The following is a 25,901-nucleotide window of genomic DNA, read 5'->3' as shown; positions in this document are numbered from 1 at the left end:
TCTTTGGGTTTTTATTTTAAATTTTCTCGTTCGAATTAATTATAGAATCTGCCAAAAAAATAAAATAAATATGGGAAAAAAGACATTTTTGTATTTTATATATTGTAAATACAAAAACCTCTGACTATAGTTTACTTGTAACATAAATAATAGAATAAAAGAGGAATGTTTTATGGGACATAAATTAGAACATTAAACGGTCACAACTGATACGAAGACAGTGAACGAGACCGTTCATTACCAATACGCTGATGGAACCAAGGCAGCTGATGACTATGTAGCAACGCCAATTACCTTTACTCGTAGCGTGTCAACGGATGCAGTAACGGGTGAAAAGACCTATGGTGACTGGACAGCAGATCAGAGCTTTGCAGCAGTAACGAGTCCAACGTTGTAGGGTTACACCGCTAACCAAACCAGCATTGCGGCACAAAAGGTAACGCTAGAATCAAGTGACTTGACTTACATTGTTAAGTACACGAAGAATGTACCAACTGTCACGACCACTACAACTAAAATATATGCTGGCAGTCCGGTTACTGCAAATCAAATTGATCAAGTTCTTAAGTCGCAGGCCGAAAGCAACCACGGTTTGCCAAATACTGGATTGAGGTCCGAACGAAACAAGACTAATTTAAGTCTTTGGTCTGTTTTAGTTATTAGTTTTGTGGGACTTGGCATTTTCTCCAACCGTAAAAAGAATAAGTAATGGTTGTTAGACAAGGTAGAAGGCTAGAATTGTAAAAGCAATTCTAGTTTTTTTCGTTGGTTTGAAAAATAAAGGCAAGGAAACCTTATAATATTCTTGCAACAGGAGTTGCTATCATGAAAAAAATATTGACTGCCCACTCCCCACCAGGACACTATAACTTAGGTACTGGGTGCTTTTCATTCCTAATGCTTTCAGCTAACGATTTTCATAAAAAATGAACGTTTTAGGAAGTGACTTTAACCCAGGTGAAATTCTGTGAAGCCAGTGTTTTTTTTGGATAAAAATGTGAAATTACCCGCGGATAGTGGCAAAAGGAGGGGTGCATTTTGTATAATAGAGGATACGAACGCCTGTTCTCTTTGGGCGATTTGATACAAGGAAAGTAGAAGGAAGACCATGCTTAGTTTTATTCATGCCGGGGATGTTCACCTGGGCAACCCCTTTACCGGGTTGAACCAAAATTTGAGCCCGGACTTTCAAGGAAATGTTCAATTAGCGACCTTTACGGCACTAGACCGCTTGGTTGAATTCGCGGTTGATCAGGAGGTCGATTTGGTCTTATTTCCAGGTGACCTGTACCATGGTTCTGATAATTCACCACTTATTCAAGAGCGCTTGACAAAGGCTTTGACCCAATTAGACCAGGCAGGAATTTGGTCAGCAATATCTTTTGGAAACCACGATTTCCAGCAGGGGCAGCAAGTCCATCCAGCTTGGCCAGACCGGGTTTTGGTCTTTGGTCCTGCGGTCGAAACGAAGACGATTACGACGGCATCCGGTCTGAAGGTGGCCATTTCGGGCTTTTCTTATGCAGACCGTCAGCACCGTCAGTCAGCCTTGCCGGATTTTCCAGTCAAGCAGGCAGGGGTTGATTACCACTTGGGAATGTATCACGGTGTAGTGGGGCAAGACGGCGAGAAGTATGCGGCCTTTTCTTTACCGGATATGGTGGCAAAGGGCTACGATTACTGGGCCCTTGGCCACATTCACGTCCGCCAAATTCTGCACCGAAACCCTGTGGTTGCTTATTCTGGTAACCTCCAAGGCCTTAACCGCAATGAGGATGGTGAAAAGGGTTTTTTCTTGGTTTCCGACCAGGACGGTCAGGGCCTATTGCCGGAATTTTACCCCGTTGCCCCCGTTTTGTGGCAGCGAATTCAAATGCGAAATTGCCCTGATTTGGCAACTTTGCAGGGCCAGTTAAATGCTTACCACTGGGAACAGCCAACCCTAGTGATATTAGAATTAACGGGGCAGGTTGGTCCTGATATCGAGGCGGCTGCACGCTTTGGGACCTTAGAGGAAAGTTTACAGGCAAGTCGCAAAAGCCAGAGTGATTACTGGCCAGTGAAAGTCCAGATAACCACGAAGGCTCTTAGTCAAGAACGACCAGCACTGCCCGCTGATGTTGACTTGCAGGCGGCCATTAACCAGGTAGTCCAGCCAGCCAGCGTTGGTCAATGGCTTTCTGACCAGGCACCGACGTTTATCAGAGATTATTTTTATTCAAAAGAGGGTCAGGCCGACCTAGCCGGCCGTATCTACCAGGACCTAGTGGCAGGAGGACAGGATGAGGATTAGAACTATTCATATTTCTGGCTTCGGTCGTTGGTCGAATTTAACCCTGGCTGATTTGGCCGACTTCCAGGCTTTCTTCGGACAAAATGAAGCTGGGAAATCGACCCTCAAGGCCTTCATATTAGGCGTTTTATTTGGTTATAAAGGGCGGTCTAGTCAAAAATACGAACCCCGGTCGGGTGCAGCCTACGGTGGCTACCTCGATATTGAAATCAGCCAGGGTACCTATCGCATTCAACGAATGAACCGAACCCAGTCGGAATTAACGGTGGTCAACTTGGTCGATGGTCAGGCCCTGACCGATGGCGCGGGCTTTTTAAACCAATTATTTGGGCCGCTTGAACGAGTGGACTATGAGCAAATTTTTGCTTTCGATGCCAAAGACCTGCAGCTTGTCAACCAGTTAACGGGGCCTGATTTGGAAAAGCACCTGCTGACCTACACAAAGCCACGGGCGTCGAAGTGGCTAGTTTGGGCGACAGACCAGCAGAAGGAGGGGAGCCAACTCTTTGCTAAACAAAAAACGGGGAAGCGCCCGCTGAACCTCGCTAGTCAAGCCTACCAGCACCAGCAGGAAAGCCGCTTTAACCAGACGCAATCTTTGAACCAGTATCTTGAAAAAGGTAACCAGGTGGAAGCTCTGCAAAATAAGGTTGCGGACCAAGACCAGCAATTGACAGCAATTAAGGAGGAGCTAACAGTCGCTCAGGACCTATTATCCTATTGGGACCTTTACCAAGAGACACTGGTTTTGGCAGCCACGGGGGCCGATGGTGGGCAGCTGGTCAACCATCCCTCACAAAAAATTAGTGTTGAAGACCAAGACAAGTTACAGCAATTGGCCCTGCAACTTGACTGGTTTAACCAGCAGCTTGCGGAAGCAAATGACCGCCGAGCTAAACTCAAAGATGGTCAGTTGGCCAACCTTAATCAAGCCGAAATTATGGACGTTTTACAGGAACTAGCCGAAACAAGCCAGGCCCTCAAGGGTCTGCTTGTACAAATCCAAAGTGCTGACCATCAGGTCACTCAGTTTAACCAACAATTCCGGGGACGGGAACCAAAACCACTTGATACCACTGATTTTCGCCTCCTACAGGAACGAAACTACTGGTTGGTTGGGGCAGTGGTCAGTGGCGCATTAATGGTTGGGGCCTTTTCCCTTAACTTAGGCGTCTCGGTTGAAGGCATTGTTGCCGTTACCACAGCTGTTACAGGTTATTTGGCTAAACGTCACCATGACCGTGTCGCCGCAGTGATGGCACCCTTTGCCCCATGGGATAAGGAAACAATTATAGCCGGCCAGTACGAGGCTCTTTTGGCCCAGGATGCAAAAAAGCGGTCCAGTGACCTAGGCTACCAGGCTCAGACCTTGGCTGGCCATATCAGTCGACGCTTGAACCAAGTTGACTCTAAGCGCTTTGCCCGCTTTCAAGGCCAAGAATCAATGGAGGATAATTATCAAGACCTCCTAGCCGCAGTGGACCAAGCTAGTCAGTTGTATGGTTTGAATCCGGCTGCCGGGTTAAAGCGGCGGGTGGAAAAGGACCATGCGGCAGACCTCGAACACCAGCTCTATCAGGACCGGGACCAGGTCCAGGCCCAGTTGCAAAAAATTCTGCAACAAAACGGTTTAGTTTCGCTTGACCAGCTGTCAGCTGCTTTGGCTAGGCAAAATGACCAAACTAAAAACGAACAGCGGCTGGCAGATTTATACCAGCAGATTGGTACAGAGCGTCGAAAACGATTGGTCAAATATCGGAGCCGACCTGCCCTAGAGAAGGCAGTTGCTGCTTTGGTGGCAGAGCAAAAGAGCCTTGAATTTGCTAAGGAACAGGCCATCAAGCAGGTCCAAGCCCTGCAAGTTGACCAGGCCGCCCTGGTTTCCGAAAGCCAGTTCCAGGATTTGACCCAGGAAGTGGCCAACCAGGAGGCACGCTTGACTGAGGACTTTGGTCGATACCTAGAGAAGTCGCTCTTGCCGGCCTTGATTCAAAACATTTTTAATGGGCAGGACCAGGATTTGAGTACTAGTGTCCAAGACCAGGCGGGAACTTACCTTCACCGCTTGACACTGGGTCACTACCAAAAAATGCAAATTACGGAGAAACAGGTGCAGGTCTTTGACCGAGACAACGAATCCTTCACTTTGGCTGAATTGTCGACCGGGGCGGCGGACCAGGCCTATTTGGCCGTTCGCTTGGCCTTGATTACAAGCTTGCAGTTAACAGAAGATCTGCCCATCCTAGTCGATGACGCTTTTGTGAATTTTGATGAGAACCGTCAGGCTGAAGTGCTATCCTTATTACAGGACCTGGCAGGGGAACGGCAAGTCCTTTTCTGGACTTTTACCAATCAGGTAGCAGCAGACCAGGAGATTAATTTAGGAGAAATAAATGGCTAAGTTATTACTGCAGTACCATGAAAATGATGCGGTGGACGCCTTTGCCTTGTTGAAGAAGGCCGACGTTCGCCAAACCAAGACCGGCAAGGATTATCTGGCTTTGACCTTTTCGGATAGGTCGGGTGATATTCCTGGAAACCTTTGGGATGTGACGAAAGAGGGGATTGACCAGTTCCAGGCTGGTCGAGTCGTTAAGGTTACCGGTACCAGGTCAGCCTTTAAGGGCAACCCACAAATTCAAATCAGTCAGCTCCGCTTGACTGAAGATGGTGAGCCTAGTTTAGCGGCAGATTTTATCAAAAGTGCCCCCGTTAAGAAGGCTGATTTGGAAGCGGAATTAACGGATACAATCTTTAAGATTACCCAACCAACATGGAACCGCTTGGTTCGCCAGTTGTTTAAGAAGTTCCACGATGACTTCATGGAATTTCCGGCGGCCAAGACGAACCACCATGCTTTTGCCCGTGGGTTGGCTTTCCATAGCTTGTCAATTGCTCGTTTGGCAAATGCTGTCAGTGACCTATATCCTCAGTTGAACAAGGACTTGTTGCTAGCTGGAGCACTCCTTCACGACTTGGGTAAGGTGATTGAACTTTCGGGTCCAGCCTCAACGGAATATACCCGAGCCGGTAAGTTGATTGGTCATATCACTTTGATTGACGAGCAGCTAGTGTTGGCAGCTAATGAGCTCAAAATGGATTTGAACCAGGAAGATCTTCTGATTTTACGGCACGTTGTGCTGGCTCATCACGGGCTTCTGGAGTATGGGTCACCCGTTCGCCCTCAGATGATGGAAGCCGAAATTCTTCATCAGCTGGATGAGATGGACGCCTCAATTCAAATGATGACGGGCGCCATGGAACAAACCGAACCTGGCGAGTTCTCAAAGCGAATTTTCGCCATGGATAATCGGGCCTTTTACCGTCCGGAGAGTGTTCAAAGGGCAGCCGGTCCAACGGACAATGACCTGCCACCATTGCCGCCGGAAAACCCGGAAGCAGGTTCGCCAATCGACCCAACGGCATTGTTTTAAGCCTAAAAAGGTGGCGCGCGGTCTTAAGTAAAACGCAACAAAATGGGGGCTAAACCAAGTCTCGATAAAAGGGCTTGATTCGTGACTGCGAATACTTGGGCTAACCCAAAGCCCATCCACAATTCCAATGCACCAAAAAAGAGGATTCCAACTGGAATCCTCTTTTCTTTTTTTAATTGTTACTGTTTGATTAAACGCCAGCGGTTAAGTAACCTGACAAAGAGTTCTTCAAATCAGAATCTTTGATGCTAACATCATCCTTACGGAGAATCTTACCAACAATCTTTTGAATCTCAGTTGCATTGTTTGAATCGCTCAAGAAGTCGCTAGTTAACCTATCCTTCAACTTCTGCTCAACCTTGCTTTCGGCTGGCTTACTTGCCATCTTGTCAGTGCGGACAACATAGTAGTTTGAACCAGATGAAGGCTTAACAGGTGATGATGAGTAAGAACCTGCATCCTGGTTAAAGGCGGCCTTACGGATTTCAGAATCAACAGTGGTATTTGTTGAATCGAAGGCAGGCAACTGACCGGACTTGTTAACTTGTGTATTCTTTGATGAATACTGCTTGTAAACGTCATCCCATGAAGTACCGTTGTTCAAGGCATCGATGGCCTGTTGAGCGGTATCTTGGTCCTTGGCCGTAATCAAAGAAATCGTCGTCTCAGGGACGTAGTTGTTATAGGCGTCGTTCAACTTATCCTTTGAAATCTTGTAGTTAGCCTTAACTGCTGCATTCATCACAAGCTTTTCGCGCAGTGATTCTTTGTACTGAGTGTCCGTCAACCCTGACTGAGTCAACATAGTAGCAAATGAATCGCCATATTGAGCCTTGGCTGTTGTGTAGGCGTTGGTTACGTCTGATTTTGAAACCTGCGAACCGTAGTGCTTTTCCAAGACCTTATCAATCACCATTTGGGCGAAGACTTGCTTACCAGTAGACGAGGACTTCACCTTGTCGTAGTATTCTTCTTGGGTGATTTTACCGGCATCGGTCGTGGCCAGTGTCTTTGAAGTGGACAAACCGAGGTAGGCAACGCCAGCAACAAAGACGATGACGATGAATCCCCAGATAACTTTGCGGTGCATAAAATTAGTTTCCTTCCGAGTTGAAATAATTGATACAAAGACTATTTTATCACAGTTTTGAATCGTTCGACTGCGTTGCCTTCATTTTTTCTTGAACTTCCTTGATTCGATCGAGGTGAACTTGGTTTTCATATTGGGTGCGCTTGGCTGCCCGCTGTAATTTTGCCAAATCAGCTTGGTTTGCCTCGAGCGCTTTCGTTAAGACGGTGACTTGCTTTTTTGCCCGCTGACTGAGGCGCAAAATCGTCTTGAATTCCGTGATGGTTGCTTTTACTCGTGCAAATGCCATGGCCTACTCCAATTCTTTCTTAATATTTTGAGCGATTTCCTCGTAGCGGCTTTCGTCGTACTGGTCAGAATTGTCAATCGTTGGTGCTAGGGCATCATTGAGACAGTCACCATCGCGACGAGGAATCAGGTGCCAGTGAGAATGAATGACGGTTTGACCAGCTGAGGGACCATTGTTGGATGAGATATTGATACCGGTAATGGTTTTGTCGGCAGTCTTGATGGCGCGAGCCAAGACCGGCAACTTTAACAAAACCTTTTGAGCGATGTCATCATCGTAGGCGAAGATGTCATCGACGTGCTTTTTGGGAATTAAGAGCGTGTGACCAGGGGTAACCTGGGAAATATCCAAAAAGGCGAGTAAGTCGTCGTCTTCATAGACTTTATAAGAAGGAATTTCTCCTGCGATGATTTTGTCAAAGATATCTGCCATAATGGCCTCCTTTTTCCTGTATTGCTTTATTCTCTATTATAGCAAAATTCAGGCAAAACAACCGTTCTCAGACTAGAACCTGGTATAATAATGGCTATGGGACTATCAATTACAAAATTATATGGTGGCTATGCTGGCCAGGATGTCTTAAAAGACTTTTCTATCACGGTACCTGATGGGCAAATTGTCGCGTTAATCGGCTTAAATGGAGCCGGAAAGTCGACCACCTTCAAACATATTATTGGGGAACGCCCAATTCGAGCAGGGAAGGTTGTTTTGAACGAGGTGGACCTCGTCCAGAATCCAACCGCCTTTAAGGAGCAGTTGGCCTATATTCCAGAACAGCCAATCCTTTATGACGAGTTGACCCTAGCGGAACATATTCATCTAATGTTGGCCAGTCATGGTCTGGACGACCAGGCACATTGGCATCAGGCGATGACCTTGTTGGCAACATTCCGTTTGGATGATAAGTTGCACTGGTTGCCTAAGCACTTTTCAAAGGGCATGCAGCAAAAGGTGATGTTAGTGGCGGCTTTCAGTCTCGAAGCGCCATTAATGGTCATCGATGAGCCGTTCCTCGGTTTGGATGTTTTGGCCCAAAAGGCTTTGGTCCAACTAATGGAAGACCGAACCAAGGCGGGTGGTGCAATCCTTTTGACGACACATTTGCTGTCCTCGGCGGCAGCCTTTGTTGATCAATTTGTCTGGCTGGACCAAGGTGAGGTCCGTGAGCAGGCCAGTCCCGAAGAAATGGCAGCCAAGCACCAACTAACTCTTGCTGAAATGGATGAACTCTTTTCATGACGGCTGAAACTGAAAAACTGAACTTGAACCGGCTTTACAAGGACCGGTCAGTGGCTATTAACCGGCAAAATCGGCATTACCTTCGCCTGTTATTTAATGATCATTTTGTCGTCTTTCTCCTTATTGTAGTTGGTGCTGCCATTCTGGCCTTTCAATCATTAGCCAAGAAGTCCCTGGAAACGCCAATTGCTTTTTTACCATCCTATTGGCAGCTGGGCTTGATTGCCTGGCTGGTTCTGGGGCAGCAATTTGGGTCTTTTGTGACTTACCTTAAACCGGCGGACCGAGTCTTTCTAGCAGCTAGTGACGACTTTTTGACGAAAACCTATTTGAACCAAGCCTGGTGCAGGTCCTTTATCTTGGCTACCGGTTGGCAGGTTGCTTTTTTGGGTTTGGCCTGGCCAGTGATGAACCTCATTGGCCTTGATCATCCGCTTGATTGGTCACTGTCCTTGCTCACCTTAGTGGCTAGTAAGGCCTTTATGCTCGTTCAGGCCCTTGACCGCCATGAGCGAGGAAACACCTGGACTGGATTTGACCAAACGAGAGCAGGCTGGTTAATTCGCCTTGCCATGCCATTTGTTTTGGCCTTGGCAATCGTTTTGCTACCTGATCCATGGCGGCTTTGGATCTTGTCGGGACTGACGGTTATTTTAGTAGCGGTTGCGGTGGCTTGGTTCGTGCAACACCAAAAGGCGCAGCGGGCGATTGATTGGCATGTTGCTTTGACAACTAGTCAGCGGCACAGTCAGGCGGTCTGGCAGTTTTACGGTCTCTTTGCTCAGGTACCCAATCAGGGTGCGGTGGTCAAACGACGGGCCTACCTGGACAATTTGCTTGGCCGGTTCTCCTTTCAAAAGGAGCCGATGCGTCGGTTGTTCTGGATTAAGCTCCTGCGCGGTGGGGACGAGCTCGTCTTAGTTCTTCGCCTGGTTGTGGTTGGGCTGATTTTACTAGTGGTCTTGCCCAAGGATAGTTATTACCTGCAGGCGGCGGGGATGGCAGTGTTGATCTACTTGATTAACTTCCAGCTGCTGCCGGTCTTTGAAAAGACGCGGGTGGTGCTGTGGTCACGGTTAGCCTTCGCGGATAAAAATCAGCAAGAAAAAACTTTCTTGGTTGTCCTGGCCGAAATCACTAGTACCGTGACTGGCCTGACATTCTTGATGATGTTGCTGATAGCGGGTCCTGCGGCTGCTTTAGCTGTTTTGGCAGGCGGTCTGCTCTTAGCCTTAGTTCTTTATGGGCTTTGGCTTCCAAAAACTTTACACAAAAAGAATTAAAAGGAAATACTTATGCATTTACGTTCAAAACCATGGGCCAAACCTTGGCTTGAAGCTCACACTGATTTGGTCATTGACCAGGAACACGCACAAAAGTTACGTGGTCACTGGCAAGAAATTTTTGACCAAGACCAACCAATTCACGTTGAAATCGGTTCCGGAAAGGGTCAATTCATTATGGAAATGGCCAAGAAGAACCCGCATATCAACTATATTGGGATGGAAATTCAAGAAACGGCTGTGGCGATTGCTGCCCGCAAGTCTTTTGAAGCTGTTGGTATTTTGCCAAACCTGCGTTACCTTTATGGTAATGGTTCAGGAGTGGAAACTTATTTTGAGAAGGGTGAAATCCAAAAGATTTACCTGAACTTCTCTGATCCATGGCCAAAGTCACGACACGAAAGCCGTCGTTTGACTTATAAGACCTTCTTGTCTTCTTACCGAGCAATTTTGCCAGAGGGTGGGGAAGTCGAATTTAAGACTGATAACCGCCATCTCTTCGAGTATTCTTTGGTTTCCTTCATGGACTTTGGAATGCGCTGGACGCCAGAAGACTTTACCTTGGACTTGCATGCTGATGTTGACAAGGTTGAAGGCAACGTTGAAACGGAGTATGAACAGAAGTTCATGGCCTTGGGTCAACCAATCTATAAGGTGAAGGCTCACTTTTAAAAAGTAGTAAAAACGACCGTAAGGTCTTTTTTTGTAGGTTGCAAATATTTTCGAAAATTTCAATAATTAAGCTGCTTTGAATAATTAAGACCAACAACTTACCAATCTGATAGGACAGTGCTTGGTTGCCAAGAGAATTTGGTATATTTAGGGATTACCTGGTTGCTGCATAAAGCGTTACTTAGTATAGAAATTTCGTTCAAAGTTTAGCTGTCTTGGGAGAAATATTGGTACTAGTATGAAAAAATTTGCTTTCAACTTAACTTAATGAGGTGAAATAAAAAAATCCTCTGACTAGCTTCGACCGAAGACCATGGTGGTCGACCGATTAGTTGGCTAGTAAGAGGATTTTTATGTGGGGCTGTGCTTTTTTAAAGGAAGTTCCTGGTGTTACGGAAACCATCAATCGCAAGTTTTGCTGACAACTGGTCAGGAAAGCGCTGAACGTGCAAGTTGACAATGCTTGAGTTCGCAAAAAGTTCTACGCGCTGAACAAGATAATGAGGGGTATTGACGCCAGTTGAAAGTGAAATGATGTCACCTCGTTGGGGCGTGATTGGTAATTGAACATCAGTCTCTACACGGGCTGAGGCAAGAATGAAATTGTACTGAACCATTAGTTTTTCCTTTCGTAGCTTTGATTGATGACCTGTTATTATGAACGAATTGGCTACAATCATTGTATTTGTTTTTTGATTGAATGTAAAATATTTCCAGTAACAAAAGTTATTTTTAACATTTATCTGTCGATTTTAAAAAAATAATTGACACGTCTTGTTGTTGGTAGCTTTGCACTAAATTGGACAGGATTATTGTTCAAGATTTAAAAAGCTGGTCAGAAAATATCTGACCAGCTTTTTGATTTAACATTTAGAAAATGAATGTCCGGTGTTTCTGCTGAATTTCAACCTTACAGGTCCGAATGATTTGATCGACCTGGAAGGGATAAGTCTAAGACACCTAAGTTGTCCTTGTTTTCTTCACCAACGATAGCGGCTGCTTCACCATTTTGATCAAAATAAACACGCTGATTGCCCAATTGACGCCAACGTCCGCGTGAATTTTCAGGTGCTAAATCTTGGTTATGTTCATGCATTCGTTCTTGAATCCAGCAATTTAAGCCAGAGTCAATTCGGGTAGCAAAATTACCGTAAGCATTTGATGAACTGACAATGCCAACGACTTGGTTGAACGAATTAAGCATTGGGCCGCCACTATTACCGTTGGTCCAATTCACGTTAGTGGTTAATAATTGCCGACCGGTGATTGCCGCAACGGTGCCATAATCAACGTACATTCGATTTTCTCGATTTTCTGGTTCAGCAGTCCTTCCAGGACCAAGTGTCGCTGGGAAACCAATGACTGAGACAATTTCACGATTTACATCTTGAGGGCGAAATTCGGCTAAAGGTAGTGTTGGAGCCCCTTGTACTGGTTGGTTTAAGTGAATAAGTGCAATGTCATTATCGCCTGCATCGCCACCGGGGCGTAGTGCTGCTTCAAAGTATTCGCCCGGAATGGAAACAGTTTGACCATGATAATACCAACCAAACGGGTATCGTTCTGCTGTAGCACCGGACTCACCACCATAGGCTGGCCGAATAGACAGTGAACTCGGATTAATTAACTGTCGTGGCCAATCAGCATTATTATCACTTTCACGTAAAACGACATGGGCGGCAGTTAAAACCGTATCGGGGGCAATAAGCACGCCACTGGCGGAATCGCCTGTTTCACCATCAACAATAAATACAATTGAAGAAAAGGGCGCTTGTCTTGTATCGGGAACCTTTCCTTTTTGAAACTTCGCGGCGTCAAAAACATAGGCATCCGCATAATTGCTTGTCATCTGCACGCCTAGTAACATGGTTAAGGTTAGTGCACCTAATCGTCCCCACTTTTTCAAATTATTCATCATTTCTCCTTTATTAAATAATCGTGCAACAAGGTTTGCTTGATAGAGGCTACCGGAGAAGAGGGAGCCACCCGAAAGATATTTGCTGGGATAGGCGAACAGGCTGTGTTTTTCTTTTAGTGAAATGGGGTGAATTCAATTTATGTTTTTTTGATTTTTGCATCCTATCACCCCCTTATCTGCCTTCAATATAGCACGTCCTAAAAAGACGCGTGATGACTGGTATGAAGGGGTTTTTGACTAATTGGCGCCTTGGAAATAGGATATAGCATTAGATCAAATTCGGTCAATATTATTCTATTTTTGAATAAATTTGATAGGTGAATAAGAGTGGCCTTCAGAGGGCGGTTAACTTTGCTATCTTGACTAGAGCAATAATGCTCTAGACATTATAAAAAATAAAAAACACCTCAAGTCTTAATTGGCTTGGGGTGTATTTTTTAATGAAATACCCCGTTTGTACCCCAAAAGGGCTACAAACGTTGATATATCAACGTGTTTCATGCACTGAGGGAACGTATTTGATATTTTGCTACAAATGCCTATCTAAAGGCATTGTGTTTACAAACGTTGATTTAAAGGCGTTTGTAAGGCCATTTTTAAAACGGGTTCAAACGTGTTAAACGCATGTTAAGCTATGATTTTTGCTCGAAAGTCGTGCAAAAGTCGTGCAGCGTTAATGCGATGATTAAAGAATGTTTAACTTGTCCAATGCCTTTAAATTTTCTTCATTTCTTTTATCCTCGAGCAGATGAGCATAAATGCCGAGAGTGATATTTGTGTTAGCGTGTCCCAAACGTTCACTAACGTATTGAACCGAAATATCATTAGCCAGTAGGTAACTAGCATGTGTATGACGTAATCCGTGGAATGTGATTTGTTTTGAATTATCTTTTTCCAAATAATTTTTTAAAGTATGATTACAAGAAGCACTTGTAGCAGGATAACCATTTATCCCTTGAAAAACGAACTTATCACCGAACTCCCATTTCTTGAATAAGTCTACTAAATCGTCAGGCATCGATATTGTTCGGACTGATGATTTGGTTTTAGTCGGCTTAAACTCGTGACTAACTTGGTCCCATGTATCCACAATGCTAATTGTTTTGTTGCTTAAATCAACGTTTTCTGGCCTTAATCCAGCTATTTCAGCGTATCTCATGCCAGTTAAGCAGGCGGTGATTATCATATGCGCAGAAACCGAATTACTTTGTTTAGCACGCTGTATCAGCTTTTGAAATTCATCGTTTTCAAGAAACTTCATATCAGCCGTTTTGCTTTCAACTTTACCAGTATTGTAAACGTTGCGAGTAAAATCGCGAGTCGTATATCCTTCATCAAAGGCATACCGACCGAATTCGGATATAATGTTATTCACTCGTTTTGTTGACACCTTAACGTGTGTCTGACCATACTTATTTAATAATTGTTGGAAGTCTGACGAACGAATATCTGACACCAATTTATCAGGCCACTCTTTTTCAACCAACTTCAGCACGGTATTGAACCATAGTTTTGTCGCACGGGCGATTTTTGGCTCTTTAAAAATTGTGTACCATTTTTTCATCTCAGTAATGAACAGCTTGTTTGACTTGCTGAAATTACCTATTGATTTTTCATACTCAACTTTGGCAACCCACTCGTTTGCTTCTGATTTTGTCGCAAAACCATTTTTCTGTTTGGTTTTACGTTTTCCGTCAACGTTTAAAAGAACGGAAGCGGTCCAAGTCTTTGCTCCTTTTCGTTTAAAAATACTCGCCATAATGACTCCTTTCCTGAAATAGGTACAAATAAAAAGGCCAGGGGCCTTAAATTACTTATGGTCAGAATCAGATACTTTTGATTCATCTGTTATATCAACACGTCCGTTTGATTTTTGTTCTTTGATTTTCTTTATTGCTAAATAGAAACAGTAACCAGATAGCGCAAATGAGGCAAACATAATAAACACCCAGCTAAAGATGAAAGAAAGAATGGATACTATGACCCAAATGATAATCAACCATGGTAAAAATACCGTTAAAGACTTCCACGTAAACCAGATACTGATGATGAATATTGCAATTAAACCAATTAATATCATTATTTGTCTCCTAACTTTCTTTCTAATCTATCTAACTGTTCAGTGATTTCATTCAACTTCTGATTTAGCTCACCTTTTGATTTATCAGCTTGTTCTTGTATAAAAAACGAAGTCACTGTACTGGTAATTGTACCAATTAATCCAATGCCGACGAACATTAGTACAATAGCTATACCACGTCCTATTGCAGAAGTGGGGGATATATCACCATACCCAACTGTCGTAGCTGTTACAATCGACCACCACAGTGCGTTGCCGTAGCTAATGTTTTCGGCTAACGAATACACTCCAGCAGATATTAATATCAAAACAATGGCAAAAGTCATTAAATAAATGAAACCATTCGTATTGATGAACTTCACTAGGTTGCGTTTAAAACGCCCAGCAAATCCAACGATTCTTACAAAGCGTAATAGTTTCAGCAATCGAACGGTTCGAGCTATTCGGAACATCGAGAAGACGGAATCAAAGGGAATGATTGCCAATAAATCGAATAGATTTGATTTAAAAAACTGCCACTTGTTATCAGCTTTAGTAAATCGAGTGATGTAGTCTATCCAAAAGAATATAAGGATAAACTTATCAATTAGAAAGTAAGGTGCTTTGTTAATCGATATCAATCCACCTATATCCAAACAAGCCAAAGCAACAGAAACAACGGCGAACGTGAAGACTGCGGCGTAATATAGTTTTTTCATTGTTTTCCTTTATGTACGCCCAAGAGGGCGTGGGTTACTTACTTAGATGGTCGATAGCATATTGAGCTTGGTCTTCAGTAAACTTATCACCATCTTGCGAAGTGAGTTGGTCTTTGATATCGTCAACAGACATGTGTTGGTCTTTTTGATATGATTCAGCGGCCTCAAGAGCGTTCTTGTTGTAGTCTGCCTTTAAGTTATCAACTGCATATTGAGCGTCAGAAGCAGAGAATTTATCTCCATCAGGAGATGTCAATTGATCATAAATATCTTGCTTTGACATGTGCATTGAGTCACTGTAAGTCTTGGCACTTTCAAGTGCAGCAGTTTGCTGTGCGGTAGCTTTACTACTTTTTGAACTAGAACTGCTGCTTGAATCAGTAGAAGTTTTAGATGATTGTGATGAAGACTTAGCAGAACTAGATGAGCTCGTTTTGCTACTTGAACTGCTAGAAGAATCACTATCATCTGATGAACCGGCCATTGTACCACCGATAATAATAACAATGAGAACAACAAGCCAAAACCAAAACTTCTTGTAAAACGGCTTCTTAATTTCATTACCGTTCTCATCGAAAACTTTCTTACTCATATATAACTCCTCTAAGCTTTTAACGTGGTTCCTTCCTGCACGTAATTTAACTACCGTTTGAGATTAACTTTTATTTGTCTGTGATTTGAATATTGAAAAGTAATGAATGTATGCGATGGTTTATGTTGTAGGTGAAATCTGAAACATAATTTATATTTAAATTCAATTGTTTAGGTAACGAATATAGAATTTCATGAACTATTTTCCTCATTATAGCTAAATGAATATCTTTAGGGTGTTCATAATCTTCATCATTATTTTGGCTTTTGAAATACAAGGGGATTGTGTCAGATAAATTAGTTCCTATGTGTATTCCTGTTTGTCCTCTAGCAATATTTAAATACGTTTCATCTACTTCTGTATCAACATGAGATCCGCCATCCTGATTTGCCATGCTGATAATAATATCTTTTCTAGTCAATATAGAGTTCCCCAATTTAAAAACAATACCATTCCACCATGATTTGAAAACAATTTCTCTTTTTTCACTCAGCTTTTCTAAATCATCAGGTACGAAAGTGCTGTATAATTGGGATGTATCCGGAACGTTACTAAAAGGTATTTTTTTAAATGTTTGAATAATCCATACACCACCGCTATAGAAAGTATCTTTTTCGTCGATTAAGAATGTATTTAGTAATCTAATATCTTCTTTATTGGTTATTTGATTTAATAAACTATGACATGTTTTTGAATCATAAAATAACATTCTTATTATATTAGCAGCTTGTCTAATTGATTGAAAATTACCAGAGTCAAAGCTGTTTGCGTAATCTAACAAATTTTGAAAACAATTTTGCAATAGCTCTTCGGTTTCTTCATTTGTGTGTCTAAGTAGTTTTTTATTTTTGTGTTTCATTTTAGGAGGCCTTTATTATGTCTGAAAATACATCGATTAGATTGATAAAGTCATTGGATAATATTTATGACTTTGATGAAGTGAGACATATGAGTTCTAAATATGAATTAGAGTTAATTTCAAAAAATAAATTAATTAAATTTTTATCCGGTGAAATACTTCTTGATTTAACAGATGAAGAATATATTCACGTTATGAAGTTAGATAGCGATGCGTTAGAATATGTAAAAAATAATATTTCAATCAATTATTGAAAACGGCAGGGGTTTGTTACCTTGCCGTTTTTTATTCTCCTTATACCTGCAGGCTGTATTCAGACTCTACATACTCTTCTAACCATGATGGGACACGGTATACTTCCATGAACGCTTGAACGCTTGATGGCCGTTTAATTTTCATCAGCATATGAATAGCGTGTTTGTGCATTTCATATTCTTCGCCACGTTGGAAGTAGGGGCTAAATTGATACACGGCGTCTGGTAAATTATTGCCGTACATAATATGGCTTAATTCATGAGCCAATCGAAAGGCATAACTAGACTTTTTATAGGCAGGATTCATTAGTACCAATTTATTATTACTCATGGAAGAATCTGGCGTGTCTTTTTCAAGACTATCAACATCAAAAATAGTAATTTCATTTTGTCTAGCTATATTTTCAAGTTCTTCTAAAATTTCTTCCACTTATTTTTCCTTTTTCTGACTCATAATGTAGCGTGCGTAATCGAGTAGCTTTTCACGTTCTTCATCAGGTATGGGTTTACCATCAAATGCCATAATCAACGTATCATCAGCAATATCGGTAGTTTTATCTTTTGAGTCATAACTATTCATTTGATTAGTGCGACCTAAAAGATAGTCGGTTGATACATTCAACACGTCAGCTACTTTTTGCAAATTTTCAGCTTTGGGGTTATTTTCATTCCATCTATAAATTGCGTTTTCTGCCAATCCGGCTTTTGTAGCTACTGTTTTTAATGATAAACCGCGTAATTTAGCGGTTTCTTTTGTACGTGAAACTAGAGTCATAACATTTAACCAATCCTTTTGACAAAGAAAAAGTATTAAATTTGTAATTTTGTTGTTGACAAGTTACAAGTTTGTATATATACTTTGTCTTGTAAGTTAATTACGCAAACAAAAAACAGTTAAAACTGAAGTGTCTTGGCGGGCTACTAAAGGTTATAACAGGTCTTTTGTTATGCATTTACTTTGTCATTATAGTACCAACTTTGTAACTTGTAAAGTAAAACTTACAAACATTTGTTAGTGAAAGGAGGGAAAAGAGAATGTCAGAAGTGAATAACAACAAGCGTTTATATGATGAATTGCTAACAATGAAAGTTGAGCAATTAAAAAAAGCCTCCACGTTTGTGGAAGCAAGTTTGATTGCACGATCAATGCAACCACTTGTGCAGTCATACATTGAATACATGGATTGGGACTCTAGAGAGAGTTAATCTTCACCTTGTAATCATCAAAAGCACGTTTGTAATCACGATAATCGTCATAACTGGTCATTAAATTAGATTTTTTGGCCATCTTTGCTGACACAAAAGCAATGGCTAAGTCGTGAGCAATTTGTTCGTTTGAAATCATAATAATTCTCCTTTCATTTACTAGGTACGTCACTACCAGTAATTAAAGGATAACAAAAGAAAGAAGGAAAAAGGATGAGTGAAGTGAACCAAGAAAAGATTGACCGTCTTGTGTCCGAAATTATGGACAAATTAAAAAAAGAGGGTGTAACCGTTACCGAAGCCAAAAAAGTAATCTTGGATTTATCGTGGGTAAAGTTACAACCTCGTGATGATACATTAGCTTGATTTATCTAATGTGTTCAATGCTTCTTCATAAGTGCTTTTAAACAAATCCAAGCGATCCTGATTATCCTTGGCTTCTGCACGAATGAAAGCATATTCAGATTGAGCAAAGGCTAGTGCAATAGCCTTGTTATCAGTTTGTGAATGTTCCATAACAATTCTCCTTTCAATTTACTAGACAAATGAGTCGGTAGTTAAAGGATAGCAAAAATACAGAAGGGAGGTATGTATGTCAGTAAAGGAAGCTAAGCGAGTTCTTGAAGAAGAACGTTTTAAGTTTCAATTTCATCTAAAGATGAAGGGAATTAAGCAGGCCCAGTTGGCCAAAGTTGTTGATTCGTCACCATCTTACGTTCGCCAACTATTGAATGGATTGGCAAGCGGTCCTGCGGCTCATGACAATTTGCAAAAGTTGTTCGATTTCACAGGGTACGCCGGCGAAAACTGGTTTTAAAAATTAAATGATACCAAAGAAAGAAGGTAATTAAATATGAATAATAAAGAAGATTTATTCTACATCAAAGCACGGGAAGTTGATAGCCCAACCAACGTGCGAATCATTCAGGTTCGGCCTACTGTGCATCATAAGCTCCGAGACTTAAGTAGGCAAACGCATATTCCAATTTATAAATTGGCTTCAAACTTAATCGATTGGTCATTAGACAGAATCGAAATTGAAGACTATGTGGAAGATACAGAAGACTAAAAAAGAGACAAGGGTATGTATGAACGATTTAAGCCAGATAGGCAATACACACAACAACAGATAATGGACGAACTCGGTATTAAATCAAACGATACCTTCCGGAAAAATTACAAGAAAAAGAAAGGATTTCCGAAACCAATACAAGGTGGTAAGACCCATCCTGTCTGGGACGGATTATCTCTTCGTAATTACTTCTTCAAATTATCCAACCGTTACGCATAAGAAAGGACAAACAATGACACTAATGCAGTTCAACGATTTATTGATGTTAGTGATTGGAACAAGTGTTACCACGCTTTTCATCATGGCATACAAATATTACAAGCGAGCACCATTATTTGATTCATACGATATTGAAAACGACATTACTAACGATATTGTTCATCAGGGTAAACGATTGGCAAAACGTGATTTAAAGCGTACAAAAAAAGCCCGCTTAGCAGAGCGAGCTTAGGCATAAATTATCGGGAAATAATTTTATGCCTTCAGTATAACACGGAGGAAACATGAGTAAAAACAGATTAACTCAACTAAGAAATAAAAAAGGTCTGTCAATGGTTCAGTTGTCCTTGATATTAAGAAAGACTGATGGATTTTCTAAAACGATTGGATCAGCTACTGTATCTAATTGGGAAAACAGTATACGTGAGCCCAAACTAGCAACATGGGAAAAGTTAGCTAAGTTCTACGGAGTCACACCAGCATATCTAGTGGGTTGGGAGGATTAAAAATGGCAACAACAGGTAACAGGGTCGCGGATGGATTAGAACAGCATCTAGCGGAAGAATCGAAATGGGAACGTGAACAAGAACGTGAAGAGGTGGCAGACGATGAAGCCTGAACAACGTTTACAATCACAAATCACGACGTATCTAAGGCGTCACGATCACTTCATTATCAAGACACAAGCTGGTCCCGGTACTGATATTGGAACACCCGACATTATCACGATTGATAAGCACGGCAAGTTCCTAGGATTGGAGATTAAACGACCTGACGGGCAAGGTACGGTATCGGCTGAACAAAAAGCGGTTGGTGCACAAATCAAGCGCAACGGTGGCCTATGGTATGTGATTGATAGCTTTACAAATTTCTTGGAGGTTATCGATGACATCGAACAACTCTTTTAAATTATACGAAGCACAAGCCAATCAGGTATCAAAGTCAAAGCCAAACTACTATTACGTAATGAAAATGGGGACAGGAAAAACTGTTGTTGGATTGTCCCATGTGATGAAGCACTACCCATCGTCTGACGTGATTGTGGTAGCGCCACGACAGGTCGTCAAGGCGAAATCTTGGGAAAAGGACGCCGAGTTGGTTGGTTTCAAAAACAACATGCAGGTCATCACGACTGATGGCGTGAAGAAACTAAACAACGAAGACGTGCAAGACAAGGTGCTGATTGTTGATGAAGCCCATAAGTTTAAGAACACGTCAGGACGTTCTGAAAAGTTAAGAATGTTGATTAAATGTTGTGCAGGTTTTGTCTTCCTATCAGGTACCCCAACGAATGGAAAGCTAGACGATTTGGAAATGTACGCCCTGTACTTTGGCCATGTTCCGACTAAGAAACAGTTCAGAGACTTATATAAGGTTGCGGAACACCCAGGTTGGTCTAAGTTTCCAATTTGGAAAGTTGGTAAGAACACGAACCAATTAACAGATTGGTTTAAGTCCATCACGTCTGATGTTGTCACACTTGATGATATTACAGAACTTCCAGATGTGACGGAGCATGTTATCAGCTTCAAACCAGACCGTGAGTACAGGAAGACCAAAATGTCTTACAAAAAGGACGACAAGGTTATCTTTGCCAATCCAACTGCACGGCGTATCTATCAACGTCAGAATCAAAACAACAAAGCCAAACTCGATTGGTTGGACAGCGTTAAAGAGTCATACGGCGATGAGAAGACACTTATTTTCTACACCTATGATAACGAACTGCAACTGTTAGACGAGGCGTTGAAAGATTTCAATGTTGGGCACGTTAATGGCCATGAGTATGACAGCCAGGGTGATTTCATCTTAATCCAAACAACGGCTGGTTCGGGGATGACATTAAATGAATACAAGCACGCCATCTGGTGGTCGTTGCCTGATAGTTTTATCGATTTTGACCAGTCAAAGTATCGAAATTATCGAATTGGACAAGACAGTAAAATCACACGAGATTACTTGGTTGTTCACGGAACTATTGACGACGCTATCTGGAACTCGCTTGATATGAAAGAAAGCTTTAACTCAGAAATGTTCGAGGATTAGATATGAGAATGAGCGAATTGCAAAAATGGTTGATTGATGTAGGTGACAAAGTCGTTCGACTAGCGTTCACGTCAAAAGACCAAAAACAGCCAGAGTCAGAACACATTGTTATCAATGGTGGCATTTACAAAATCACGATTGAAAAATTATAAGAAGAAAGAGGAAACAAATGTTGAATGATATTTTCTGTTCGCTTTGTTTTGCTCACGACGCACCGAAATTAGTTGTTAAGCACAAAAATAATCAAACGATTGTTGAAGAGCGTTGCCGTTGGTGCAACCACAAAATCGATGAAAGGGTCGTAAATGGACAAGATTCATATGAGCCCCACAAGGGCTTTCAAATTTAGCAAAAACCCACTGCGTGCTTACCAAGATTATATTGGCGAGCATCCATGGTGGGAAGGAAACAAGGACGCACTATTGTTTGGAACAATCGTCCACAACGTCGCTGAAGGTCGTGACAAGACACAAGATATATCAGACGAAGACAAAGACCTGCTGATTAGTAAGACAGGCAAAACGAAAGGTCAACTCAAGAAAGTCTATACCGACGCCGAAGTCATCGGTAGTCGTGTACATGAATACGTTGAACGATTTGGGAAAGCTGATTTTGAAGTTGAAATCAACGAAGAAGCCGAAACGGGTCAAGGTGTGCGATTCACTGCTACTGGTCGAGCTGACATGCTAACGAAAAACGCGGTGTTTGATTTCAAGACAGTAGCACCTATGGAATTTGATGGTTTCATCTATTACAAGTCTTTTCGTGACAATCGGCAAGAAGAGTACAAAAAACAAATCGCTTACTATGCCTTCATGTTCGATAAGGATGAAGCCCACATCTTGTATATCAAGAAAGACCCAGACAAGCCGTTCATCTACGACTACAAGATGGACCATGATGAAATTTTGCGTTACGCCAACGAGATGGCAGATGAAATTGAACAGGCAGTACATTGTGTTGATTGCCCAGACCATCTGGAAGCAATCAACGACGGGAGTCAATGGGCTTATGAACAATTTGGGGGAGTGATTACAAATGAATAGTTATGTAGTATGCATGAGTGATTTTAAAGGAAGCGCTATTTATCCAAAAGGCCTTGAAAAGGCGATTATAAAAGCTGATTCAAAGAATGATGCAATCATTAAATTCATTAAACAAATTAAATTTGAAAATACATGGTGGATTGACATTCAAATCAAAGTTGAAGAGTTAGGAGTTATCGAATGATTAAGGTATCAAAGTTTCAAGAAATCAAATTACAAAAGCCAGACCCAAAAGCCATTGTGGTATATGGCGAACCAATGGCGGGAAAGACGACGTTTGCCGGCAAGTCTAACAGGCCACTATTTCTATCATTTGATGGAAACGCCGACAATGCCGGTTATAACGCTGTTCGTCCTAAGTCGTTCCAAGATGTGATGGACGTGATTGAACAAGCGCCAGAAGCTGGCTACAAAACACTCGTAATTGATACGGCAGAAGATATGGCCAACATGTTGGAATTGGAAGTGTTGGAAAAGCACAACGCTAGTTCACTTAAAGAAGCAGGCGATTATGGTGCGGGATTTGGCGAGTTTAACAAAGCATTTAGCAATATCATCAATGCGCTCACCACTTCGGAATTGACAGTCTACTACTTATTGCGAGCCAACATGGACGATGAAGAAGGCTTGGTTATCGTATTAAAACCCAAGTTATTCAATATTATTGGCGGATATTCGGATGCGTTAATCGAGATCAACAACAAACACGAAGCGAAGTGGAAGAAACGCCGTTACGAATGGGACGACGGTAAGTTGCCCGCACCACTTAACACAGTCATTGACAAAAATAAGAAATCAGCACAAGCCCTTGAATCAATGGGACTTTAATTAGGAAGAAAATAGGAGAAAAATACTATGGCTTTAGATATGGAAAACTGGTTCGACAACATGGACGAAAACACAGCGCAACCATCTGCGTTCGGTTTTGAAGACGGCACAACTGATGCTGTATTGACCGAAGTGTCATTGTTCCAATCAAAAAGTTCTAGCTGGACAGCAGTACAGTTTACATTTGAAGACAGCGAAGGAACATCAGATAACGGTTATCGCGTGTCGGTCTCACAGAAGAAGACAGATGGGTCTAAGTTGTCATCAAAGGCTTGGCAATCAAATGTGTTCCAACTCATGCGCCCATTGATTTTATTTAACAAGGAAATGAAGAAGGTTGTTGACTTGGATACCATTCGCCAAGGGAACCAAGCGGTAGTCGAGGCTTTGCAACCGGTTGCTGACAAGAAAACACTCAAGGTTAAGATTTTGAAGGAAACGCCTGAAGCAAAGGAAGGTGAAACGGCGTTCTCAAAGTACACGTTCCTAGACCCAATCGACGTACCGTTTGATATGGAATAATGGCAACCAAGACAGAGGCCATTAGATGGTTAAACGAAGGATATGACATTACACCCATTCAAGTTAGTTACGATGACGAAGGACACGCCAGTAAGAAGCCAATCCTAGCTTACGCAACTGACAAGTTAGATAAGTTATGGGTATTGTCTAACTGGAAACGCCATTATGCCATTGCGTTCGTGATGTCTGGGTCGGATTATGTCTGTTTTGATTTCGACGATATGCACGAATATACATCGTTCCACGTCCGCTTCCCAACGATTGAAGATGGTGTGATTGAAAAGTCGGTGTCAGGACGTGGTGTCCATGTGTTTTTTAAAAACAACGAGAGTCTGACCCAAGTTATTGGTATTGAAAAAGGTCTCGATATTAAGGCCAGCAAGAACAATTATGCTGTGGTTGACCCAGATACAGATTTGTCTGAATGTGTTGAATTGCCTGATGAGTTGCTCGAGTTTTATCACGAAAACAAGTCAAATGGTCAAAAGGTTAGTGACTCGTTTGAAGGGCAGAGTAGCCTGACAATACCTGAACTAGCCATGATAACCGAAGGTTTTGGCGCAGAAGGCACACGAAATCGGAATATGTCGGTACTTGTATGGACACTGATGACGATGGGGTTTCCAAAGCAATCTATTTACGCCATTGTCGACTTGGCCAATCAGCAATCGGGGCTAACACAGTCAGAAATCGAAAAGACTATCGAAGGAAGTTGGCGCAAATGGACGAGTGGAGGTTAATAAATGGCAACTAAAACAACAGTCATGGCCGAAACGCTTCTGGATAACTTTGACATTCAATATGACGAGTTCATCGGCCAAATTGTGCTGAAAAAAGACGTACAAGGGCAAGAGGTGCTAGTTGAAGCGGGCCAAATGACTGACAACAAGGCACGTCTTATCCAAGCGTTCTTGGAGCGTAAATATGACACCGGTTATCCAATGAATAAATTGTTCGAAGCCATCGAGTCGGCGGCTAGCCAGCATGTATTCTCATCTGTTTATGACTGGATTGAGTCCAAGAAATGGGACAAGAAAAGCAGACTATGGACGATTGGTGAAGAGTTGTTTGGCGTTGAAAACCCAGACATCAACAAGGCGATTGGCATTTGGATTATCAACTTAGTAGGTGGGGCATATGGCGTTGATACTGGTAAATTCCAGTACACATTGGATATTATCGGTAATCAAGGAACTGGTAAGACGTCGTTCTTAAAACGATTAGGTGGTCAGTATTATACCGACCAATTCATGTCTTTTACCAAAAAAGACGACTTTGAAATCATGATGAAAAACCTAATCGTGAATGATGACGAAATGCAAGTGACGGCGATCAATAGTGACAAGGTGTTTAAGAAATTTGTTTCAACGAATGAATTCACTTATCGACCTGCTTATGCACGAAACAGCGAAACGAAAAAACGCCACTTCGTCATCTCAAGAACGACAAACGATAGTTCATATCTAACTGACTTGGGTGGTAATCGTCGAATTATCCCGGTCATTGTAAACGATTATAAAATCAAACAAAATGCTTTCAAGTTGCCAGATAGCTGGTATGAAAACGTGTTAGCTGAAGCGCGTGACTATTATTCTGATGTGATTGCACAACCAGATAAAACCATTGATGACATCAACAAACAGATGGAGTCGATTAGTTTTGAAAATATGACGGAAAACTTGAATGTATTTGCTGAAATTGACGACGTTATTATGAATGTTTTGAAATCAGAACACGAGTTTGACGAGTCGATTCGAGTGAGTGAGTTGAACGCGTCTGTTGAACAAGAATTGTATAGCCAGATGATTGATTACCAGTCTAAGGAACTAAAAAATCAGATTCAAATGGTCATGCAACGCGAAGGATTTGAGAAAAAATTGAAAAAAATAAACGGAAAAGCAGTCCGTTGCTTTGTTAAAAAACAGTAACTTACACAGTAAAAAAGGTAACTTTGAGAGCTAAAAAGGTAACTTTTACAAAACGGTCTTGTTCTAAAAATCACAGATTTTTTGTCAAAGTAACGTTACCGAACAAATTTTCGGTTACCTAGTTAAAGTGTTGGTGTTGAGGCGTTTGTAGCACATTGGTAACTGGTAACTTATATTTTACTAATATTTATATATGTATATGTATATAGGAGTTTGAACCCCCTTTTGTGACCACTTTTTTGTAACCAGAAAGGAAAAACATGACTAAAAAATTTACAGAAGCAGAGTATCAGAAAATTGTTGATATTGCTGACCAAGAACTGAATAAAACGG

General features: G+C 41.9%; 37 protein-coding genes. 23 read left to right on the top strand and 14 right to left on the bottom strand.

The features are described from left to right. The first annotated feature begins 220 nt into the window (after positions 1-220). The 4 genes from FEFB_RS09030 (at position 221) to FEFB_RS05445 (ending at position 5,727) form a co-directional block, all read left to right on the top strand. The gene (locus tag FEFB_RS09030) at positions 221-397 is read left to right on the top strand and encodes a hypothetical protein (protein WP_235271968.1); all 177 of its coding nucleotides are present in this window, start codon (positions 221-223) and stop codon (positions 395-397) included. 711 nt (positions 398-1,108) lie between these two features. Further along, positions 1,109-2,293, top strand: coding sequence for a DNA repair exonuclease (locus FEFB_RS05455; protein ID WP_047975228.1), 1,185 nt, complete (start codon positions 1,109-1,111; stop codon positions 2,291-2,293). Then, positions 2,283-4,694 carry an AAA family ATPase gene (locus FEFB_RS05450; RefSeq protein WP_047975227.1) on the top strand — a complete coding sequence of 804 codons (2,412 nt, stop codon included), beginning with the start codon at positions 2,283-2,285 and terminating at the stop codon, positions 4,692-4,694. Before FEFB_RS05455 ends, FEFB_RS05450 begins: the two co-directional genes overlap by 11 nt. Continuing rightward, a complete protein-coding gene (locus tag FEFB_RS05445; RefSeq protein WP_082131921.1) occupies positions 4,687-5,727 on the top strand; it encodes a 3'-5' exoribonuclease YhaM family protein in 1,041 nt (346 codons plus the stop codon). Before FEFB_RS05450 ends, FEFB_RS05445 begins: the two co-directional genes overlap by 8 nt. Before the next feature lie 190 nt (positions 5,728-5,917). On the opposite strand, the gene FEFB_RS05440 is transcribed toward FEFB_RS05445, so the two are convergent. The 3 genes from FEFB_RS05440 to FEFB_RS05430 are packed head-to-tail and all read right to left on the bottom strand — an operon-like array spanning position 5,918 to position 7,538. Further along, positions 5,918-6,817, bottom strand: a complete 900-nt coding sequence (locus tag FEFB_RS05440; protein WP_047975226.1) for a peptidyl-prolyl cis-trans isomerase — start codon at positions 6,815-6,817, stop codon at positions 5,918-5,920. Between the two features lie 49 nt (positions 6,818-6,866). Continuing rightward, on the bottom strand, positions 6,867-7,106 hold the full coding sequence (locus tag FEFB_RS05435) for a hypothetical protein (RefSeq protein WP_047975225.1): 240 nt from the start codon (positions 7,104-7,106) through the stop codon (positions 6,867-6,869). Between the two features lie 3 nt (positions 7,107-7,109). Next, a complete protein-coding gene (locus FEFB_RS05430; protein ID WP_047975224.1) occupies positions 7,110-7,538 on the bottom strand; it encodes an HIT family protein in 429 nt (142 codons plus the stop codon). A 96-nt stretch (positions 7,539-7,634) separates the two neighbouring features. Here FEFB_RS05430 and FEFB_RS05425 point away from each other — a divergent pair, with 96 nt between their 5' ends. From FEFB_RS05425 to trmB, 3 genes are read left to right on the top strand one after another with little or no spacing between them, the layout of a single operon-like run. After that, positions 7,635-8,345 carry an ABC transporter ATP-binding protein gene (locus FEFB_RS05425; protein ID WP_047975229.1) on the top strand — a complete coding sequence of 237 codons (711 nt, stop codon included), beginning with the start codon at positions 7,635-7,637 and terminating at the stop codon, positions 8,343-8,345. Further along, positions 8,342-9,628, top strand: coding sequence for an ABC transporter permease (locus FEFB_RS05420; RefSeq protein WP_047975223.1), 1,287 nt, complete (start codon positions 8,342-8,344; stop codon positions 9,626-9,628). Before FEFB_RS05425 ends, FEFB_RS05420 begins: the two co-directional genes overlap by 4 nt. Before the next feature lie 12 nt (positions 9,629-9,640). Next, the gene (gene trmB, locus FEFB_RS05415; RefSeq protein ID WP_047975222.1) at positions 9,641-10,300 is read left to right on the top strand and encodes a tRNA (guanosine(46)-N7)-methyltransferase TrmB; all 660 of its coding nucleotides are present in this window, start codon (positions 9,641-9,643) and stop codon (positions 10,298-10,300) included. 371 nt (positions 10,301-10,671) lie between these two features. Here trmB and FEFB_RS05410 read toward each other — a convergent pair whose 3' ends face one another. From FEFB_RS05410 to FEFB_RS05380, 7 genes are all read right to left on the bottom strand, one after another. Next, positions 10,672-10,917, bottom strand: coding sequence for a hypothetical protein (locus tag FEFB_RS05410; protein WP_047975221.1), 246 nt, complete (start codon positions 10,915-10,917; stop codon positions 10,672-10,674). 293 nt (positions 10,918-11,210) lie between these two features. Beyond that, complete coding sequence (locus FEFB_RS05405; RefSeq protein ID WP_047975220.1) at positions 11,211-12,215, bottom strand: serine protease; 1,005 nt, start codon at positions 12,213-12,215, stop codon at positions 11,211-11,213. A 688-nt stretch (positions 12,216-12,903) separates the two neighbouring features. Beyond that, on the bottom strand, positions 12,904-13,977 hold the full coding sequence (locus tag FEFB_RS05400; RefSeq protein ID WP_047975219.1) for a site-specific integrase: 1,074 nt from the start codon (positions 13,975-13,977) through the stop codon (positions 12,904-12,906). A gap of 51 nt (positions 13,978-14,028) precedes the next feature. Beyond that, positions 14,029-14,298, bottom strand: a complete 270-nt coding sequence (locus FEFB_RS05395; protein WP_047975218.1) for a hypothetical protein — start codon at positions 14,296-14,298, stop codon at positions 14,029-14,031. After that, a complete protein-coding gene (locus tag FEFB_RS05390) occupies positions 14,298-14,996 on the bottom strand; it encodes a potassium channel family protein (RefSeq protein ID WP_047975217.1) in 699 nt (232 codons plus the stop codon). Before FEFB_RS05390 ends, FEFB_RS05395 begins: the two co-directional genes overlap by 1 nt. Positions 14,997-15,030: 34 nt before the next feature. Next, positions 15,031-15,588, bottom strand: a complete 558-nt coding sequence (locus FEFB_RS05385; protein WP_047975216.1) for an Ltp family lipoprotein — start codon at positions 15,586-15,588, stop codon at positions 15,031-15,033. 70 nt (positions 15,589-15,658) lie between these two features. Next, positions 15,659-16,447 (bottom strand): hypothetical protein, encoded by a 789-nt coding sequence (locus tag FEFB_RS05380; RefSeq protein ID WP_047975215.1) that lies wholly within the window; start codon positions 16,445-16,447, stop codon positions 15,659-15,661. Positions 16,448-16,464: 17 nt separating this feature from the next. Here FEFB_RS05380 and FEFB_RS05375 point away from each other — a divergent pair, with 17 nt between their 5' ends. Beyond that, positions 16,465-16,701 carry a hypothetical protein gene (locus FEFB_RS05375; RefSeq protein WP_047975214.1) on the top strand — a complete coding sequence of 79 codons (237 nt, stop codon included), beginning with the start codon at positions 16,465-16,467 and terminating at the stop codon, positions 16,699-16,701. Positions 16,702-16,741: 40 nt separating this feature from the next. Here FEFB_RS05375 and FEFB_RS05370 read toward each other — a convergent pair whose 3' ends face one another. Continuing rightward, on the bottom strand, positions 16,742-17,131 hold the full coding sequence (locus tag FEFB_RS05370) for an ImmA/IrrE family metallo-endopeptidase (protein ID WP_047975213.1): 390 nt from the start codon (positions 17,129-17,131) through the stop codon (positions 16,742-16,744). After that, complete coding sequence (locus FEFB_RS05365) at positions 17,132-17,476, bottom strand: helix-turn-helix domain-containing protein (protein WP_047975212.1); 345 nt, start codon at positions 17,474-17,476, stop codon at positions 17,132-17,134. It lies immediately after the preceding gene. A gap of 260 nt (positions 17,477-17,736) precedes the next feature. Here FEFB_RS05365 and FEFB_RS08740 point away from each other — a divergent pair, with 260 nt between their 5' ends. Further along, positions 17,737-17,907, top strand: a complete 171-nt coding sequence (locus tag FEFB_RS08740) for a hypothetical protein (protein ID WP_161795097.1) — start codon at positions 17,737-17,739, stop codon at positions 17,905-17,907. Here FEFB_RS08740 and FEFB_RS08900 read toward each other — a convergent pair. Continuing rightward, positions 17,894-18,046: a hypothetical protein gene (locus FEFB_RS08900; protein ID WP_200898277.1), complete on the bottom strand. Its 153-nt coding sequence runs from the start codon at positions 18,044-18,046 to the stop codon at positions 17,894-17,896. The two genes, FEFB_RS08740 and FEFB_RS08900, sit on opposite strands and share 14 nt — an antisense overlap. A gap of 74 nt (positions 18,047-18,120) precedes the next feature. Here FEFB_RS08900 and FEFB_RS08735 point away from each other — a divergent pair, with 74 nt between their 5' ends. Further along, complete coding sequence (locus FEFB_RS08735; RefSeq protein ID WP_161795096.1) at positions 18,121-18,273, top strand: hypothetical protein; 153 nt, start codon at positions 18,121-18,123, stop codon at positions 18,271-18,273. On the opposite strand, the gene FEFB_RS08730 is transcribed toward FEFB_RS08735, so the two are convergent. Beyond that, on the bottom strand, positions 18,265-18,423 hold the full coding sequence (locus FEFB_RS08730) for a hypothetical protein (protein ID WP_161795095.1): 159 nt from the start codon (positions 18,421-18,423) through the stop codon (positions 18,265-18,267). The two genes, FEFB_RS08735 and FEFB_RS08730, sit on opposite strands and share 9 nt — an antisense overlap. A gap of 76 nt (positions 18,424-18,499) precedes the next feature. Here FEFB_RS08730 and FEFB_RS05360 point away from each other — a divergent pair, with 76 nt between their 5' ends. The 13 genes from FEFB_RS05360 to FEFB_RS05300 all read left to right on the top strand — a co-directional run bounded on the left by FEFB_RS05360 (position 18,500) and on the right by FEFB_RS05300 (position 25,568). Next, a complete protein-coding gene (locus tag FEFB_RS05360; RefSeq protein ID WP_047975211.1) occupies positions 18,500-18,724 on the top strand; it encodes a helix-turn-helix transcriptional regulator in 225 nt (74 codons plus the stop codon). A gap of 36 nt (positions 18,725-18,760) precedes the next feature. Further along, a complete protein-coding gene (locus tag FEFB_RS05355; protein WP_047975210.1) occupies positions 18,761-18,976 on the top strand; it encodes a hypothetical protein in 216 nt (71 codons plus the stop codon). A gap of 235 nt (positions 18,977-19,211) precedes the next feature. Beyond that, entirely contained in the window at positions 19,212-19,430 is a 219-nt protein-coding gene (locus FEFB_RS05345; RefSeq protein WP_047975208.1) for a hypothetical protein, read from the top strand. Positions 19,431-19,482: 52 nt separating this feature from the next. After that, positions 19,483-19,704, top strand: a complete 222-nt coding sequence (locus FEFB_RS05340; RefSeq protein ID WP_047975207.1) for a helix-turn-helix domain-containing protein — start codon at positions 19,483-19,485, stop codon at positions 19,702-19,704. A 102-nt stretch (positions 19,705-19,806) separates the two neighbouring features. After that, the gene (locus FEFB_RS05335; RefSeq protein ID WP_047975206.1) at positions 19,807-20,106 is read left to right on the top strand and encodes a hypothetical protein; all 300 of its coding nucleotides are present in this window, start codon (positions 19,807-19,809) and stop codon (positions 20,104-20,106) included. After that, entirely contained in the window at positions 20,084-21,244 is a 1,161-nt protein-coding gene (locus tag FEFB_RS05330) for a DNA helicase (protein ID WP_047975205.1), read from the top strand. The genes FEFB_RS05335 and FEFB_RS05330 overlap by 23 nt, the downstream gene beginning before the upstream one ends. A 2-nt stretch (positions 21,245-21,246) precedes the next feature. Beyond that, complete coding sequence (locus FEFB_RS08725) at positions 21,247-21,396, top strand: hypothetical protein (protein WP_161795094.1); 150 nt, start codon at positions 21,247-21,249, stop codon at positions 21,394-21,396. 153 nt (positions 21,397-21,549) lie between these two features. Then, positions 21,550-22,290, top strand: coding sequence for a PD-(D/E)XK nuclease-like domain-containing protein (locus tag FEFB_RS05325; protein ID WP_047975204.1), 741 nt, complete (start codon positions 21,550-21,552; stop codon positions 22,288-22,290). Next, positions 22,283-22,474, top strand: a complete 192-nt coding sequence (locus tag FEFB_RS05320) for a hypothetical protein (protein ID WP_047975203.1) — start codon at positions 22,283-22,285, stop codon at positions 22,472-22,474. The genes FEFB_RS05325 and FEFB_RS05320 overlap by 8 nt, the downstream gene beginning before the upstream one ends. Continuing rightward, positions 22,471-23,118, top strand: coding sequence for an AAA family ATPase (locus FEFB_RS05315; RefSeq protein WP_047975202.1), 648 nt, complete (start codon positions 22,471-22,473; stop codon positions 23,116-23,118). The genes FEFB_RS05320 and FEFB_RS05315 overlap by 4 nt, the downstream gene beginning before the upstream one ends. Positions 23,119-23,145: 27 nt before the next feature. After that, on the top strand, positions 23,146-23,640 hold the full coding sequence (locus tag FEFB_RS05310) for a hypothetical protein (protein ID WP_047975201.1): 495 nt from the start codon (positions 23,146-23,148) through the stop codon (positions 23,638-23,640). Further along, entirely contained in the window at positions 23,640-24,380 is a 741-nt protein-coding gene (locus FEFB_RS05305) for a hypothetical protein (RefSeq protein ID WP_047975200.1), read from the top strand. The genes FEFB_RS05310 and FEFB_RS05305 overlap by 1 nt, the downstream gene beginning before the upstream one ends. Before the next feature lie 3 nt (positions 24,381-24,383). Continuing rightward, positions 24,384-25,568, top strand: a complete 1,185-nt coding sequence (locus FEFB_RS05300; RefSeq protein ID WP_047975199.1) for a VapE domain-containing protein — start codon at positions 24,384-24,386, stop codon at positions 25,566-25,568. The last annotated feature ends 333 nt before the right edge of the window (positions 25,569-25,901 follow it).

The sequence above is a fragment of the Fructobacillus sp. EFB-N1 genome (genome assembly GCF_001038455.1).
In the GTDB taxonomy this organism is placed as follows: domain Bacteria; phylum Bacillota; class Bacilli; order Lactobacillales; family Lactobacillaceae; genus Fructobacillus; species Fructobacillus cardui.
The sequence above is the reverse complement of the archived record's forward strand: the minus strand, read 5'-3'. Positions and strand labels throughout refer to the sequence as shown.